General features: G+C 61.8%; 16 protein-coding genes. 1 reads left to right on the top strand and 15 read right to left on the bottom strand.

Features of this window, described 5'->3' with window-relative positions; all coding sequences use genetic code 11:
• Nucleotides 1-59: 59 nt before the first annotated feature.
• From fnr to ccoN, 13 genes are all read right to left on the bottom strand, one after another.
• Entirely contained in the window at nucleotides 60-794 is a 735-nt protein-coding gene (gene fnr, locus BMZ10_RS07895) for a fumarate/nitrate reduction transcriptional regulator Fnr (RefSeq protein ID WP_093459431.1), read from the bottom strand.
• Nucleotides 795-913: 119 nt separating this feature from the next.
• Entirely contained in the window at nucleotides 914-2,296 is a 1,383-nt protein-coding gene (hemN, locus tag BMZ10_RS07890; RefSeq protein ID WP_093459430.1) for an oxygen-independent coproporphyrinogen III oxidase, read from the bottom strand.
• A 127-nt stretch (nucleotides 2,297-2,423) separates the two neighbouring features.
• Nucleotides 2,424-3,107: a sulfite exporter TauE/SafE family protein gene (locus tag BMZ10_RS07885; RefSeq protein ID WP_093460163.1), complete on the bottom strand. Its 684-nt coding sequence runs from the start codon at nucleotides 3,105-3,107 to the stop codon at nucleotides 2,424-2,426.
• A 92-nt stretch (nucleotides 3,108-3,199) separates the two neighbouring features.
• Entirely contained in the window at nucleotides 3,200-3,418 is a 219-nt protein-coding gene (ccoS, locus tag BMZ10_RS07880; protein ID WP_093459429.1) for a cbb3-type cytochrome oxidase assembly protein CcoS, read from the bottom strand.
• Between the two features lie 25 nt (nucleotides 3,419-3,443).
• Nucleotides 3,444-5,897: a heavy metal translocating P-type ATPase gene (locus tag BMZ10_RS07875; RefSeq protein WP_093459421.1), complete on the bottom strand. Its 2,454-nt coding sequence runs from the start codon at nucleotides 5,895-5,897 to the stop codon at nucleotides 3,444-3,446.
• Between the two features lie 4 nt (nucleotides 5,898-5,901).
• A complete protein-coding gene (locus BMZ10_RS07870; RefSeq protein WP_093459420.1) occupies nucleotides 5,902-6,435 on the bottom strand; it encodes a FixH family protein in 534 nt (177 codons plus the stop codon).
• Nucleotides 6,436-6,447: 12 nt separating this feature from the next.
• Complete coding sequence (gene ccoG / locus BMZ10_RS07865) at nucleotides 6,448-7,863, bottom strand: cytochrome c oxidase accessory protein CcoG (RefSeq protein ID WP_093459419.1); 1,416 nt, start codon at nucleotides 7,861-7,863, stop codon at nucleotides 6,448-6,450.
• Nucleotides 7,864-8,003: 140 nt separating this feature from the next.
• A complete protein-coding gene (locus BMZ10_RS07860; protein ID WP_093459418.1) occupies nucleotides 8,004-8,450 on the bottom strand; it encodes a type II toxin-antitoxin system VapC family toxin in 447 nt (148 codons plus the stop codon).
• The gene (locus tag BMZ10_RS07855; protein ID WP_093459417.1) at nucleotides 8,450-8,701 is read right to left on the bottom strand and encodes a type II toxin-antitoxin system Phd/YefM family antitoxin; all 252 of its coding nucleotides are present in this window, start codon (nucleotides 8,699-8,701) and stop codon (nucleotides 8,450-8,452) included. Before BMZ10_RS07855 ends, BMZ10_RS07860 begins: the two co-directional genes overlap by 1 nt.
• Nucleotides 8,702-8,847: 146 nt before the next feature.
• Complete coding sequence (gene ccoP / locus BMZ10_RS07850; protein WP_093459416.1) at nucleotides 8,848-9,831, bottom strand: cytochrome-c oxidase, cbb3-type subunit III; 984 nt, start codon at nucleotides 9,829-9,831, stop codon at nucleotides 8,848-8,850.
• A complete protein-coding gene (locus BMZ10_RS07845) occupies nucleotides 9,828-10,019 on the bottom strand; it encodes a cbb3-type cytochrome oxidase subunit 3 (protein ID WP_093459415.1) in 192 nt (63 codons plus the stop codon). Before BMZ10_RS07845 ends, ccoP begins: the two co-directional genes overlap by 4 nt.
• Nucleotides 10,020-10,024: 5 nt before the next feature.
• Nucleotides 10,025-10,636: a cytochrome-c oxidase, cbb3-type subunit II gene (gene ccoO / locus BMZ10_RS07840; RefSeq protein WP_093459414.1), complete on the bottom strand. Its 612-nt coding sequence runs from the start codon at nucleotides 10,634-10,636 to the stop codon at nucleotides 10,025-10,027.
• Nucleotides 10,636-12,078, bottom strand: coding sequence for a cytochrome-c oxidase, cbb3-type subunit I (gene ccoN, locus BMZ10_RS07835; RefSeq protein ID WP_093459413.1), 1,443 nt, complete (start codon nucleotides 12,076-12,078; stop codon nucleotides 10,636-10,638). Before ccoN ends, ccoO begins: the two co-directional genes overlap by 1 nt.
• A 933-nt stretch (nucleotides 12,079-13,011) precedes the next feature.
• Between ccoN and BMZ10_RS07830 the strand changes: the two genes are divergently transcribed.
• Entirely contained in the window at nucleotides 13,012-13,701 is a 690-nt protein-coding gene (locus tag BMZ10_RS07830; protein ID WP_093459412.1) for an alpha/beta family hydrolase, read from the top strand.
• 3 nt (nucleotides 13,702-13,704) lie between these two features.
• Here the strand turns inward: BMZ10_RS07830 and BMZ10_RS07825 are convergent, their stop codons facing one another.
• Both BMZ10_RS07825 and BMZ10_RS07820 read right to left on the bottom strand, forming a co-directional pair.
• Nucleotides 13,705-14,175 (bottom strand): hypothetical protein, encoded by a 471-nt coding sequence (locus tag BMZ10_RS07825; RefSeq protein WP_143070270.1) that lies wholly within the window; start codon nucleotides 14,173-14,175, stop codon nucleotides 13,705-13,707.
• A 107-nt stretch (nucleotides 14,176-14,282) separates the two neighbouring features.
• The gene (locus BMZ10_RS07820) at nucleotides 14,283-15,941 is read right to left on the bottom strand and encodes a hypothetical protein (RefSeq protein ID WP_256214399.1); all 1,659 of its coding nucleotides are present in this window, start codon (nucleotides 15,939-15,941) and stop codon (nucleotides 14,283-14,285) included.
• Between the last annotated feature and the right edge of the window lie 43 nt (nucleotides 15,942-15,984).

The raw sequence follows: 15,984 nt of genomic DNA, 5'->3' as shown, positions 1-15,984 counted from the left end.
ATCCTGGGCAGGAGACTGAAACAAAGGCGCTAGTCTAAGCCTGCCCAAGCCTCGATGCATCAGGTTTCCAGCGAACCACCGGCCAGTGCGCACAGCTGGATCGGGTCCAGAATGTGGATTTCCTTGCCTTCGGCGGCGATCAGTGCGTTTTGCTGGAATCGGGTGAATACCCGCGACACGGTTTCCACCGCAAGCCCCAGGTAATTGCCGATTTCATTGCGCGACATGCTCAGGCGGAACTGGTTGGCCGAGAACCCCCTGGCCTGGAAACGCGCCGACAGGTTGACCAGGAAGGTCGCGATTCGCTCGTCGGCGGTTTTTTTCGAGAGCAGTAACATCATCTGCTGATCGTCGCGAATTTCCCGGCTCATCACTCGCATCAGCTGCCGGCGCAATTGAGGCAGTTGCACGGACAGCTCGTCGAGCCGCTCGAATGGAATTTCGCAGACCGAGGTGGTCTCCATCGCCTGCGCCGACACCGGATAGGCCTCGGCGTCCATGCCCGACAGGCCGACCAGTTCGCTCGGCAGGTGGAAGCCGGTGAGTTGCTCTTCGCCGCCATCGCTGAGGCTGAAGGTTTTCAGCGCGCCAGAGCGCACGGCGTAGACCGAATCGAACGTGTCGCCCTGGCGAAACAGGAATTCACCTTTTTTCAGTGGACGGCCGCGTTTGACGATTTCGTCCAGTGCATCCATGTCTTCCAGGTTCAGCGAAAGCGGGAGGCACAACGGGGCCAGGCTGCAATCCTTGCAGTGAGCCTGGGTATGAGCGCGCAGTTTTACTGGCTCAGACATCGGGTAATTCCTTGTGAAAATACACACATAAGTCGAAAGGGTAACCCACGGTCAAAGCCCCGACTAGCACGTGCCTTCCATGGCGTGACAAACATTCCTGCCCATGCAAAGGAAAACTCCTATATGACGCGGGAAAATCTCTGACGGTTTTGCATGCTGAGATACGCATCGAACACCATGCAGATCGACCGCACCAGCAGCCGTCCCGATGGCGTGACGGCCAGCCCTCTGGCATCCAGTTCGATGAGTCCGTCTGTGGCCATGTCCAGTAACTGCGGCCACTCATCAGCGAAGTAATTGCGAAAGTCGATGGCGAAGGTGGCCTCGATGCTGGCGAAATCCAGCTGGAAATGACAGATCAGTTGGCCGATGACTGCGCGTCGCAAACGGTCGTCGGCGTTGCGCAGCAGGCCGCGTTTGGTGGCCAGTTGATCGCTGGCGAGCAGGCTCTGGTATTCGGTCAGGTCATTGCTGTTTTGCGCGTACAGATCGCCGACCTGGCTGATGGCCGAGACGCCCAGACCGATCAGATCGCAGTGACCGTGGGTGGTGTAGCCCTGAAAATTGCGCTGCAGGGTGCCTTCTTCCTGCGCGATCGCCAGGTCGTCGTCGGGCAGGGCGAAATGGTCCATGCCGATGTAGCGATAGCCTGCGCGGGTCAATTGTTCGATGGTGCGCTGCAGCATCTGCAGCTTGTGCTCGGGGCCGGGCAGTTGCGCGGTGTCGATGCGCCGCTGCGGCATGAAGCGTTCCGGCAGGTGCGCGTAGTTGAACACCGAAAGCCGGTCGGGCTGCAGCGCGATCACCTCGTCGACCGTGCGGGCGAAGCCGTCGGGTGTCTGCAACGGCAAGCCGTAGATCAGGTCGACGTTCACCGACCGAAATTGCAGCGTGCGCGCAGCCTCGACGATGGCGCGGGTCTCTTCCAGGCTTTGCAGGCGGTTGATTGCGCGCTGCACCAGTGGGTCGAGATCCTGCACGCCGAGGCTCACGCGGTTGAAGCCCAGTTCGCGCAACAGGCCCATGGTCGACCAGTCGGCTTCGCGGGGGTCGATTTCGATGCCGTAGTCGGCGGAATGATCGTCCAGCAGGTGGAAATGCTTGCGCAGGTGCGCCATGAGCTGCCGCAGTTCCACGTGACTGAGGAAGGTGGGCGTGCCCCCGCCCAGGTGCAGCTGCTCGACGACCTGCCGAGCGTCGACGTGACAGGCGATCATCTCGATCTCGTGTTCCAGCCGTTGCAGGTACGCCTGGGCGCGACCGCGATCCTTGGTGATCACTTTGTTGCAGGCGCAGTAGTAACAAATGTTGGCGCAGAACGGGATGTGCACGTACAGCGACAGCGGCCTGAGCGCCTTGCGGCTCTCGCGCAGGGCGTGGAGCAGGTCGAAGGCGCCTGTCTGCGTATGAAACTGCACGGCAGTGGGGTAGGACGTGTAACGGGGTCCCGCCAGATCATAGCGGCGGATGAGTTCTGAATCCCAACGAAGGTCGTCGAGCATGCGGGCATTCCCGAAAAGACTGGCGGTGGAAGCAGTTTAGGGAGTGAACAGCAGGGAAACGTTGATCTGGATCAATACAGGCAGATCCCTCGGCGAGAGACCTCCGCGCGCCGGACGAGCGGTGCCGTCAATGCCCCATCAGCCAGTGCTGATGCGGGCCGGGCAGCGTCCACAGGCCGAACACGATGACCAGCAGACCGCCCGCCACCCGCACGCTGCGGCGGCGCAGCAGCGCGTGGGTGCGTCCGGCGGCAAGGCCGGTGGCGAGCAGCACGGGCCAGGTGCCGACGCCAAATGCGAGCATCAGCAGGCCGCTGTACCAGGCGTTGCCCTGGCTGGCGGCCCACAGCAACGTGCTGTAAACCAGTCCGCATGGCAACCAGCCCCACAACGCGCCGAGCAACAGGGCACGCGGCGTGCTCGACACAGGCAGCAGGCGGCTGGCGATTGGTTGGATGAAGCGCCACAGCCAGCGGCCCAGGCCTTCGATGCGCGTCAGGCCGCTCCACCAGCCGGCCAGGTACAAACCCATGCTGATCAGCAACAGCGCGGCAACGACCCGCAGCAACATCGCGCCCGGACTGTTGATCACCGCCCAACCCAGCAGGCCGATCAATAACCCGGCGCAGGCATAGCTGAAAATTCGCCCCAGGTTATAGGCCGCAAGCAGGCGCAAGCGCCGACTGCGTTGTTCCCTGGGGATCGCCAGGGTCAGCGCGCCCATCAACCCGCCGCACATGCCCAGGCAGTGGCCGCCGCCAAGCAGGCCGAGAATCAGCGCGCTGACGAGTTGGGGGAGGAGGTCAGCCATGGGCCCGGCCTGCATAGCGTTCGACGTGGGAAACGAGCTGTTCGCCTTGTAGGCGCGCGCTTGCCCGCAACCGCGAGGGGCTGGAATCCGGATCAATCATCCGCGGGTTTCTCGCGCGCAGGCGGTACGGTTTTTCCTGATGCTTCATCGACGCCAGCCTTGTGCGCGGGATCTTGATCGTCGAACAGGATGCTGTGCGCCGGGCTGTCCAGATCGTCATACTGACCGCTGTTCACCGCCCAGAAAAAGATGTAGATCGCCACCGCCACTATCAACAGCGCGACGGGAATCATGACGTACAGCGCAGGCATCGGGCCTCCTGAAGCAGTGGTGCGGTCATGCTGGCAGCGCACGGCGGTCGGCGCTGAGGGCGGGCGCGGGTGGGCGTTGCTTCACGCGGGTCAGTCGCAGAGCGTTGAGCACCACCACCAGCGAACTGATCGACATGCCGGCCGCCGCCCACAACGGCGTGATCAGGCCCAGCGCGGCAAACGGCAGCATGAGGCCATTGTACAGACCGGCCCACAGCAGATTTTCGATGATTACCCGGCGAGTTCGGCGCGCCAGGCTGAATGCCTGCACCAGCGCCTCCAGGCGATTGGACAGCAGGACCGTGTCGGCGCTGGTCTTCGCCAGGTCGGTCGCCGACCCCATCGCCACGCTGATGTCCGCCGCGCCCAGCACCGGCACGTCATTGACCCCGTCGCCGACCACCAGTACGGTGTGTCCCTGCGCCCGTAACTGCCCAAGAATCGCCAGTTTGTCCTGCGCCTGCAGGCTGCCGCGCGCTTCGTCGATGCGCAGCTGCGCGGCGACGCTGGCAACCATCGGCGAACTGTCGCCGGACAACAGCAGCGTCTTCCAGCCGCGCTGGCGGCACGCGTCGATCAAGCCCGCGGCGTCGTCACGCACCCGATCATCCAGCACCAGCCAGGCCAGCGCCTGGTGCGCGTCGCCCAGCAGCAGGCATTGACCCACCTGCTCGGGCAGCGACGGAACCTGGCTCTCACTCAACGCGCAGACGAACGCAGGCTGACCGATGCGCAGAACCCGACCATCCACGCGACCCTCAAGACCAAGCCCTGGCATCGCAATCACATCCTGTGCGGTCAGCGGCGTGCTGCCGAATGCCCTGGCGACCGGGTGCTCCGAGTGATTTTCCAGCGCAGCCGCCAGGCACAGGCACTCGTCACTGCTCAACGCGCCAAGGCTGTGAATGGCGCGCAGCGTCAGCCGGCCTTCGGTGAGCGTGCCGGTCTTGTCGAAGATGACCGTGTCGACCTGATTCAGCCCCTCCAGCACATGGCCGCGCGTGAGCAGCAGGCCCAGGGCGTGCAGCGTGCCGGTGGCGGCGGTCAATGCGGTCGGCGTCGCCAGCGACAGCGCGCAAGGGCAGGTTGCAACCAGCATCGCCAGCACGATCCAGAAGGCGCGCGCGGGGTCCAGTTGCCACCACAACAGGCCGATGGCGGCGGCCAGCACCAGCGAAATCATCAGAAACCAGTGCGCGGCCCGGTCGGCAATGCGGGCAAGCGGCGGCTTTTCCGTCTGCGCCCGCTCCAGCAGCCGGACGATGGCGGACAGGCGGGTGTCATGGCCCAGCGCGAGCACTTCGACGGTCAAGGCGCTTTCGACGTTGGCCGTGCCCGCCGTGACGGCATCGCCCGTGCGCCGCGGCTGGGGCAAGTATTCACCGCTGAGCAGCGACTCATCGAGGCTGGATTGTCCGGCGACGATCCTGCCGTCCGCGGGCAAAACCGCGCCAGGATGAACCAGCACCCGATCGTGCAGACGCAGGTCGCTGAGCAGGATGCGCTCGGTCTGGCCGTCTTCTTTCACGCGCAGACAGGACGCCGGCAGCAGATTCACCAGTTGCGAGGTCGCAGCGGCAGTGCGTTCCCGCGCGCGGCGTTCCAGATAGCGCCCGGTCAGCAAGAACAGCGCAAACATGCCGACCGCGTCGAAATACAGCTCACCTACACCGGTGATCGCCGTCCAGATGCCTGCCAGATAAGCCGCGCCGATGGCCAGCGACACCGAAACATCCATCGTCAGACGTCGGGTTCTCAGGTCGCGCAATGCACCCATGAAGAAGGGTGCACAGCTGTAGAAGACAATCGGCGTTGTCAGAAACATCGCCACCCAGCGCAGGATCGTGTGCATGTCCGGGCTGAGATCGAGGCTGAACTCCGGCCATGTCGCCATCGTCGCCATCATCGCCTGGAACCAGAGCAGGCCTGCCACGCCCAGTTGCCGCAGGCTGCGGCGATTGTCCGAGGCCAGACGCTCGGTCGCCTGATCGGTCTGGTAAGGATGAGCCGCGTAGCCAATGCTGCGCAGCTGACTCATCACCTCGCTCAGCGCCAGTTGCGCATCGTCCCAGCGCAGGTGCAGACGATGGCTGGACAGGTTCAGGCGCGCTTCGGCCACGGCCGGCAAGGTGCGCAGATGGCGCTCGATCAGCCAGCCGCAGGCCGCGCAACTGATGCCGTCGATCATCAGCGTGGTCTCCGCGAGGGACTCGTCGTGACGCACGAATGACGCCTGCACATCGGCACGGTCGTACAGGGTCTGCTCGTCAGGCAGTGGCAGCACCAGGGTTTGCGGGTTGGTCGAGGCCTCGCTGCGGTGCTGGTAATAGCTTTCCAGGCCGCCTTCGACGATGGCCTGGGCGATGGCCTGACAGCCTGGGCAACAGAAATCCCGAGGCTCGCCGAGCACCGTGGCGAGGTAGCGGCTGCCCGATGGAACGGGCAGTGCGCAGTGATAGCAGGGGCGGGGAGTGTTCACGTCGTCACTTCTTTTCCGCGCCCTGAAGCGGCTCGTCGCCCAGCACCAGCGCTTTGTCGCGGGCAATGAGCTCCTCTTCGAACAGGCGCCAGGTCCGAGCGTTGTCCACGCCCAGCAATTCGACGAAACGCCGGCCTTCAACCCGGTCGCTCAGTTGCCCGACGTAACGCCCGGGTTGCGCAGGGTTGCGCGCCAGAACGACCTTGCGATCCTTCTCCGGCTGCGTCGGCGAAATCAGGTTGAGCACCATGGTTTCCGGCTGACTGTCACCGTTGAGCCGCACATCGACCTCACCGGTCAGCGCGTCCAGCTGGATCGTGGCGCGCAGCTTCAGCGTCTGCGCGAGCCATTCGCGATCCAGCGAACGGTTGATGCCTTTGCCGGCCTCGTAATAGTTGTCGTTCACCAGGTTGTCCGGGTGATTGACGGCAATCGTCACCATGGACAGGGTCAGCGTGACCGAGCAGGCGAGGATGGCGATGATGATCCATGGCCACAGATGCCGGTACCAGGGACTTGCAGCGGTTGTGACGCTCATTGATGACTTCTCTCAACGCACCTGTGGACCAATGAAACGGCTTTTTGCCTGAATTTCGCTGCCGCTGTGCTCGACGTCCCGCAGGATGAATTTCACCTCGTTGGTGCTCGACGGCAGTTGTTCTGGCGCCACCGACAGCTCGACCGGCAGGGTGACGATTTCACCCGCCGGCACCCTGATCTCGCGCCGCCCTTGCAGCTTCAGGTCCGCAAGGCCCGTGGCGTCCAGCACGTAGACGTGATCGACCTGATCCTTGTTCATCACCTTGAGGCTGTACACGTTTTCAATGCGCCCTTCGGCGTTTTCACGGTACAGAACGCGGTCCTTGCTGACGTCGAAACCCACCAGCGAGCGCATGAAGAACGCACCCGTCAGCACACCGATCATCACCAGCAGCACCGCCGCATAACCAATCAGACGCGGCCGCAGGGTGTGCGTGGTCTGGCCGGACAGGTTGTGTTCGGTGGTGTAACTGATCAGCCCGCGCGGGTAGTTCATCTTGTCCATGATCGTGTCGCAGGCGTCGATGCAGGCTGCGCAGCCGATGCACTCGATCTGCAGGCCGTCACGGATGTCGATGCCGGTGGGGCAGACTTGTACGCACATGGTGCAGTCGATGCAATCGCCCAGGCCATGTGCCTTGTAATCCAACTCTTTTTTTCGCGGGCCTCGTTTCTCGCCGCGGCGTGGGTCGTAGGAAACGATCAGCGTGTCCTTGTCGAACATCACGCTCTGGAAGCGCGCATAAGGGCACATGTAAATGCACACCTGCTCGCGCAGCCAGCCGGCATTGCCGTAAGTGGCAAGGGTGAAGAAGCCGACCCAGAAGTAAGACCAGCCATCAGCCTGACCAGTGATGAAGTCGACGACCAGTTCGCGGATCGGCGAGAAGTAGCCGACGAAGGTCAGCCCGGTGAGCAGCCCGATCAGCAGCCACAGGCTGTGCTTGGCCAGCTTGCGGGTGAATTTGCTGGCGCTCATCGGCGACTTGTCCAGCTTCATGCGCTGATTCCGATCGCCTTCGGTGACCTTCTCGCACCACATGAAAATCCATGTCCAGACGCTCTGCGGGCAGGTGTAGCCGCACCAGACGCGCCCCGCGAATACGGTGATGAAAAACAGCCCGAATGCGCTGACGATCAGAATGCCGGACAACAGGATGAAATCCTGCGGCCAGAAAGTGGCGCCGAAGATGTAGAACTTGCGTTCCGGCAGATTCCACCAGACCGCCTGGTGGCCGCCCCAGTCCAGCCAGACGGTGCCGAAATAAAGCAGGAACAGGACGATGCCGCCGCTGATTCGCAGGTTGCGGAACAGACCGGAAAAAGCCCGGGTGTAGATCTTCTCCCGCGAAGCGTAGAGATCGACGGTGTCGCCGTCTTTTCTGGCCGGCGGCGTGACGTTGTGTACCGGTATTTGTTCGCTCATCGCAACGTCCCACGAAGGGGGAATTTGCCCCGGCCAGTGCGTGCCGGTCGGGGTCGTTATTCACGGTTTCGCCACGCCTGTCGCCCCTCTGATTTTAGTCGATGGGCCGGTTTGCGTGGCTTACGGGATCCTCGCTCGGGCTATACCCGGTATGAAGTGCGATCCTCGTTTAGTTGGCTGATCCACGGGTTGAGCAGCGTTACCCCGCTGCCTGCAAAATCAGCGGTATTGCGTGTGACCACCGTCATGCCATGTACCAATGCCGTGGCAGCGATCAATGCGTCGTACTCGCTGCGAGGATCCGGTACGTGCAATCGGGCACATTTGCTCGCTACAGCGGCATCGATAGGCAGGATTCGGCCCGCAAATGCAGGTAAAACATGATGCTCCAGCCACGTTCTGAGCAGCTTCGATTGCGCAGAATCGTGACGTTCGAGCCGCAGGATGCCAGTCTCAAGCTCAAGCACTGTGATGGACGACAAATACAGGCTGGAGGCCGGGATTGGCCGTGCCCATCTCATCACGCTGGGTGCTGCCCTGTGATTCTTTCGCAATTCAGAAACAACGTTCGTGTCGAGCAGGTACATCAGGAAAAGTCCACCGTGCGTTGAGTGACAACAGCACGTTGCGGCTCGAAATCAATGTCTTCAGTGCCAGGCATCGCCAGCATGTCAATAATGCTGACGGACCCGCCGGTTAGCTTTTGATAATCCTCGATAGTCAGAAGCACGTGAGCCGGGCGTCCTCGGTCGGTAATGAATACGGGCCCCTCCTTGGTGGCTTTTTTGGCTCCGCTGGTGTCTTGATTGAATTCCCGGCTGGTTATCGTCGTGATCATGGGATGGGCAACTCCTTGGCATATGAATGTAGTTACGTTGCTACTCAGTTGTTGCGCATCCTATGCCCGCTGCAGCACGCCCACAACAGTCAATATGTAACGAAAAGAGGGCCTCGCCATTTTCCGCCAGCGAGGCGCCGTTTCTTCTACTCCTGCCCATCCGCCTGGCTCTTCTCGCCATGCGAAAGGCTGTACACATACGCCGCCAGCAAATGCACCTTGTCGTTCCCCTGCAGCAACTCCTGCGCCGGCATCTGGCCCTGACGACCGTAGCGAATCGTCTGCTGGAGTTGCGCGAAGCTTGAGCCATAAATGAAGGCCGCCGGGTGGGTCAGATCCGGAGCGCCCATTGCCGGCGTGCCTTTGCCTTCGGGGCCGTGGCAGGCGACGCAGTTGGCAGCGAATATCTTCTGCCCCGCCGCAGCGTCGGCCTTGGCATCGTCCGGCAGTTTGCGGCCATCAAGACGGGTCAGGATGAAGGCGGCGACATCACGCACGCCTTGATCGCCGACCACTTCGCCCCACGCGGGCATCACGGCATGGCGCCCGCCCATGATGGTGGTCTTGATGGTCTGCGGATCACCACCCCAGCGCCAGTCGGCGTCGGTCAGGTTCGGGAAGCCGTAGGCACCTTTGGCGTCGGACCCGTGGCAGACCGAGCAATTGGAGGCGAACAGGCGCCCACCCATTTTCAGCGCTTGTGAATCTTTGGCGACGTCTTCGATCGGCATGGCGGCGAATCGGGCGAAAATCGGCCCGAAACGGGCGTCCGACCGGGCCATCTCTTTCTCCCACTCGTGCACACCGGTCCAGCCCGCCTTGCCGTCGGAGAACGTCACCTGCTTGTCGTTGTCGGCGTATTCGTAACCCGGCAGCAACCCCGTCCAGTTGCCCAGGCCCGGGTACAGCGCCAGGTAGCCGAGGGCAAAAATGATGGTGCCGACGAACAGCATGAACCACCACTTGGGCAGCGGGTTGTCGTATTCCTCGATGCCGTCGAAGGAGTGGCCGACGGTTTCGTCGGTGGTATCGGCGCGCTGACCTTTGCGGGTCGCCAGCAGCAACCAGCTCAGGGAGAAGATCGTGCCCAGCGTCAGCACGGTGACGTAAAGGCCCCAGAACGTAGTCATTGTGCGCGGCTCCTGGAGGTCTTTGCCTGCTCGAGCTGTTTGATCGCCTCGGGATCGTCGGCAAAGGGCAGCAGGGTCGCATCGTCGAACTCAGCCTTGCGGCGAGGGCTGAACACCCACAGCGAAAGGCCGATGAACGCCACCATCACCACGATCGTGCCAAGACCTCGAATCATTCCGATATCCATCGTGATCACCGTTTGCTTTTGATGAGGGTGCCCAGGCCTTGCAGATAGGCCACCAATGCGTCCATCTCGGTCTTGCCGCGAACGGCGTCGGCGGCACCGGCGATGTCCTCGTCGGTGTAGGGCACGCCGAGGCTGCGCATCACCTCCATTTTCTTGCCGGTGTTCTTGCCGTCGAGGCGGTTTTCCACCAGGAACGGGTACGCCGGCATGATCGACTCGGGCACCACGTTGCGCGGGTTATACAAATGCGCACGATGCCAGTCATCCGAGTAACGCCCGCCGACGCGGGCCAGGTCGGGCCCGGTACGTTTGGAGCCCCACAGGAACGGGTGATCCCAGACGCTTTCGCCCGCCACCGAATAGTGGCCGTAGCGCTCGGTTTCGGCCCGGAACGGCCGGATCATCTGGGAATGACAGCCTACGCAGCCATTGGCGATGAACACGTCGCGGCCTTCCAGCTCAAGGGCCGGACGCGGCTTCATGCCTTCGACGGGCTTGTTGGTGACGTCCTGGAAAAACAGCGGCACGATCTGCGTCAGGCCACCCACGGCCACCGCGATGACCATGAAGATCGACAGCAGGCCGATGTTCTTTTCGAGGGTTTCGTGTCTGATCATCAGTGCGCTCCCACGACGGCGATTTGGGCAGCCGCTTCGGCTTCTTCGGCGTTCGACGCACGGACCGTGCGGTACACGTTATAGGCCATGAACAGCATGCCGCTGGCGAAAAACGCTCCGCCCAGGGCGCGCACGATGTAACCCGGATGACTGGCCTGCAGCGCTTCGACGAACGAGTACGTCAGCGTGCCGTCATCGTTGATGGCGCGCCACATCAGGCCCTGGGTGATGCCGTTGACCCACATCGAGGCGATGTACAGCACGGTGCCGATGGTGGCGAGCCAGAAATGCGTGTTGATCAGGCCGATGCTGTGCATCTGCGGGCGTCCGAAAATTCTCGGAATCATGTGGTACACCGCGCCGATGGAGATCATCGCCACCCAACCCAGAGCGCCAGCGTGAACGTGGCCAATGGTCCAGTCGGTGTAGTGAGAAAGCGAGTTGACGGTCTTGATGGCCATCATCGGCCCCTCGAACGTCGACATCCCGTAGAACGCCAGGGACACCACCAGAAAACGCAGGATCGGGTCGGTGCGCAATTTATGCCAGGCGCCGGAAAGGGTCATCATGCCGTTGATCATCCCGCCCCAGCTGGGCGCCAGCAGGATGATCGACATGACCATGCCCAGCGACTGCGCCCAGTCGGGCAGGGCGGTGTAGTGCAGATGGTGCGGACCGGCCCAGATGTACAGGGTGATCAGCGCCCAGAAGTGCACGATGGACAGGCGATACGAGTAGATCGGACGTTCGGCCTGTTTCGGAACGAAGTAATACATCATCCCTAGAAAGCCGGTCGTGAGGAAAAAGCCTACTGCGTTGTGCCCGTACCACCACTGAATCATCGCGTCGGTCGCGCCTGAGTAGGCCGAATACGACTTGAACAGGCTCACCGGCAGCGAGATGTGGTTGACGATGTGCAGCATCGCGGTCACCACGATGAACGCGCCGTAGAACCAGTTGCCGACGTAGATGTGCTTGGTTTTGCGCTTGACGATGGTGCCGAAGAACACCGCCGCGTAGGTGATCCAGACAACCGCCAGGAGGATCGCGATCGGCCATTCCAGTTCGGCGTACTCCTTGGTGGTCGTGTAGCCCATCGGCAAGGTGACGATGGCGCCGACGATAACCGCCTGCCAGCCCCAGAAGTGAAACGCCGCCATGCCGTCGGAAATCAGCCGCGTCTGACACGTGCGTTGCACGACGTAATAGGAAGTGGCGAACAGGGCGCAGCCGCCGAAGGCGAAGATCACAAGGTTAGTGTGCAGCGGGCGCAGGCGTCCGAATGTCGTCCACGGCAGGCCGAAGTTGAGGTCAGGCCAGACCAGTTGCGAGGCAATGAAGACGCCGAGCCCCATGCCAACGATCCCCCAGACCACCGTCATGATGGCGAACTGGCGGACCACCTTATAGTTATAAGCAGTCGGACTGATTGCTGTGCTCATTATAGGGTTCCACGGTTTGGGTATTTTATTAGTGTGGTAACGGCCGCAACATCGTGTAAGCGTAGACCTTTTGCCACGCCACAAGCGGCGGGTCAGGTCAACGGAAAACGACTGATGCGGTTTTCAGACAGACGCCCACGCACTGGCTCAATAAGGTTCTGCCTATGTGGGCCGAAAGTGCGGGGACAGGTCGATTGGGACAGCGCGCGTGAGTGGGGGAATTGGATACAACCCGGCGGGTGACGAACAGATCGGCGCTGTCTGTCTGCAAGCGGGTTGGAGTACCGTGCACAATCCTTCTACCAAGCCTGTGGCCGGCTGTTACCGAACCACTCTGCGACGCAAGCTTAGACGCGAAACGCTGGCGTGGGAAGCCTCGCGATTGATGAGTGCGACACTTGGTCGCGCAATCGCATCGAACCGCCGCGTCCATCGGCAGACGCGGCGCTCGATGATTCGACACAGTGCTGAAACGTTCCTCTTGCAGTCTTTCCGTGCGTTGCAAGAGTGTTTCTGCACCTCGGGTTGTATACAAAAAATGCCGTCGACGGTTGCACGTTTCATCGCCCAAAAAAATTTGGCCCGAGCTGGCAGATGGCATCGGCGATCGTCGCGGTTGATCGACCCATGCCGGAGCGAAGCCTGTTTCCGAGAATGAAACCGCCCGGTTGCGTGCGGGTTGGGGCGCTCATCCTTCCGGTGCTTTCGTCCGAAGTGCTCTGGCAGGGTAGAACCGCCGAGCTGAACCCAGGCTGTCTCCGCCGGCAATCTTCATGAGCGTCACTCGGGCGTCTGTCAGCGTGACGTCCACGACGACGGCTCAGGCGCCAAGGGCCGGCCTGCACGTTTCCCCGCGCGCGGCAGCTGCTTTGCCCGGCATAATGACCGGCATACAACCGTTGCCACTGACAAGGCGTAACCGAAGAGGCAAGCATGAGCAAAGGTCAACCGGCGAGCACTGACGCCGATCAATGTGGGCATCTGGCCCGGCAGCACGGATGGCTGTGGACGGCGCCGTCGAATAGCTCGAACGGACAATTGGCGATCCTGATTCTCGCTCATGGCGCCGGTGCGCCGATGGACAGCGAGTTCATGAATGACATCGCCACGCGGCTTGCCGCTTCAGGCGTTGGCGTGTTGCGATTCGAATTTCCCTACATGGCACAACGCCGTGCTGATGGCGGAAGACGTCCGCCGAACCCGCAGGCGAAACTGCTGGAATGCTGGCATCAGGTCTACGCTGCGGTGCGTCCGGTGGTCAGCGGACGACTGGCGATCGGGGGCAAATCCATGGGTGGGCGCATGGCCAGCCTGGTCGCCGATGAGCTTCAGGCGCAGGCGCTGATTTGCCTTGGCTATCCGTTCTATGCGGCGGGTAAACCGGAAAAGCCGAGGGTGGCTCATCTGGCCGATTTACGCACGCCGACCCTGATCGTCCAAGGCGAGCGCGATGCGCTGGGCAATCGCGAGGCGGTCGAAGGCTATAAGCTGTCATCCAGCATCGAAGTGCACTGGCTGCCGACGGCCAATCATGACCTCAAACCCCTGAAATCGGCAGGCGTCAGCTACGCCGACTGTCTGCAGGACACGGCGGATCGCGTCGTGGCGCGCCTGCTGGGTTGACGGTCAGATGCCTCTGTCGTCCGGGCAGGCAACATCGAAAACGCCTTCACTGACCCAGAAGCCCACTGCCGGAATGGCGAAGTGAAACGTGCCCCGCAGGCGTCCTCCGGCGGCGCATCCGAGCAAGGTCATGCTGCCTTGCTGGAAATACGCGGAGTGATAAATGCGCGACATACGCTTGGGCGTGAGGTGATAGATCACGGTCAGCAGCGTATTGCCTTTCAGGTCATGGATGCCCGGTGCGAGTGAGTGGTCGATGAACACGCCGAACGTCGTGCCATCGTTGCCGACCCGCCCCGTCGCGTTGATCTTCCAGATCCGTCGACGTCGGGCGGCGTCCAGTTCGGCGCGCAGGCAAAACCTGCTGTCCACCCGACTGCACACGAACGGTCTGCCATTGACCAACGCTTCGAAGTGGTCCCGCTCGACGCTGGCCTGGGGCTTTGCAACATGGTGGTGAACCGGATCAGTCATGGTGGCGGGTTCTTCGTCTGCGCGAACAACCCGAAGACGCTGCGTCAGGCGCACGTCTCCGGGTCATGGAATCAGGGTGTTGGGCGGCGGTTGATCATCCGCCGGTATCAGCGAATTGCCACGCCCAGGCTGTTATTGATGTGCAGCAGCTTGTAGTCCTTGCCGGTAATCAGATTCTTTACGTAATACCATTTGGCGCCCAGCACATTCTTGGCAACGGTGGACGACCAATAGTTGGCGTTGCCCATCGGCCAGCGATTGCCATAGGCGTTATGGATTTCGATCAGCTCGTGAATACTCGGGATGCGGCCGCCCACGCGAGCCGCGCCATTGGAGACTTGCGTGTAGTTGCCAGACCCGACGCCGTGGCATTCGATCACGCCAGTGACCGTGACGACATAGCTTTTCGAGTCACCCGACGCGTCGGTCACGCTGATGGTTGCCACACCTTTGCCGCGTACCGATACCAGGCCTTCTGCGTCCACTTTTGCCACCTTCGCATCGCTGGTGGTGAAGGTGTACGGCGCAAGGCCGCCGCTGGGAACACGTTTGATCGTCGTGCCACTCGGGAACGAAGGGAGCAGGTCCGGATGACCCGGGATCAGATAGATCTTGCCGGGCAAGGTCACCGGCGTCGTGTCGACCATCATGCCTTCGCGGACCGTCAATGCCAGCGTCTGCGACTCCATTTCGACGCCGTTACGGATGACGAAATAGGTCACCGATGCGCTGCCGCCCTCACTTTGCTGAATGAGCATTTTCGGAATGCCGAACACCAGTTCAGTCATGCCGCCCACATTCTTCATGCCGGTGTCGAACGTGGTCTTGCCCACCCAACGCGCCTTGACGAGATCGTTCGCCTGCATGTCGCGGTAGCTGACGCGCACCATCGCATCCCAGCCGGTAATCAGCGAAGGGCGCAAAATGCCGTCGGGACCCACGGTGTCCATGGTCGGCGCTGGCAGCTCCAGCGCCGCACTCATGACCGTCAGCGGCAGCGTTTCCGAATCCTGCACAATGCCGCTGGCGCGCGTGACGCTGTAAGACACCTCGACCTGCTGCCCGTCGTTGGCGGTCACCAGCGGCCTGCTGAATACCAGCGACACCGCCATTCCGGCCTCGTCCGGCAGAATGCGCTTCTCTTTCTGTTCGCTGCCTTTTGGGCCTTCGAATCGCGCAATCACCGTCTCACCTTCACGCAGGTTCGCGCTGGCCGCGACGTTCAGCGTCGCGCCATTGAGGGTATCCGCCGGGTCCAGCGTGTCGCCTTTCGCCTCGGCGATAACAGGTGCGGGCAGCGGTTTGAGCATCGAAAGCTGCAGCTGGATCGAAATCGAATCCGACGGCATCGACACATTGCCTGCCTGATCCGTCACGGTATAAAACACCGCGGCGTTCAGGCCGTCCGCCTGCTCCAGGAAACTGCGGGTGAAATCCACCATCACGCGGTTCAAACCCATGTCGTTCGCATCCACGAACGCCATCGGCCCCTCAACCGGACCCCAATAGGTGCGAATCACATCACCCACCGCCATCCCGCTGTAACTGGCGATCTTGCCGGGCAGAACGTTGTTCAGCATTTCCAGTTCCGACGACGTCAGACCGTTCTGGACGGCGTCGGGGAAGATGATGGGGGCGAGTTGTGGGGCGCCTGGGGCGGTTTTGTCGATCAGGATGGTGACGGAGTCGGAGAAAACTTCGTACTCAGTGGTGGGGCTGTAAATACGGTACGATACTTTGTGTGGTCCCTCCGTAAACAATGCCACCGGAATTTCAACCTCAAGGAGATCTCCAGGTTTATCCGAATCT

This window comes from Pseudomonas sp. NFR16 (assembly GCF_900108875.1).
Classification (GTDB): domain Bacteria; phylum Pseudomonadota; class Gammaproteobacteria; order Pseudomonadales; family Pseudomonadaceae; genus Aquipseudomonas.
The sequence above is the reverse complement of the archived record's forward strand: the minus strand, read 5'-3'. Positions and strand labels throughout refer to the sequence as shown.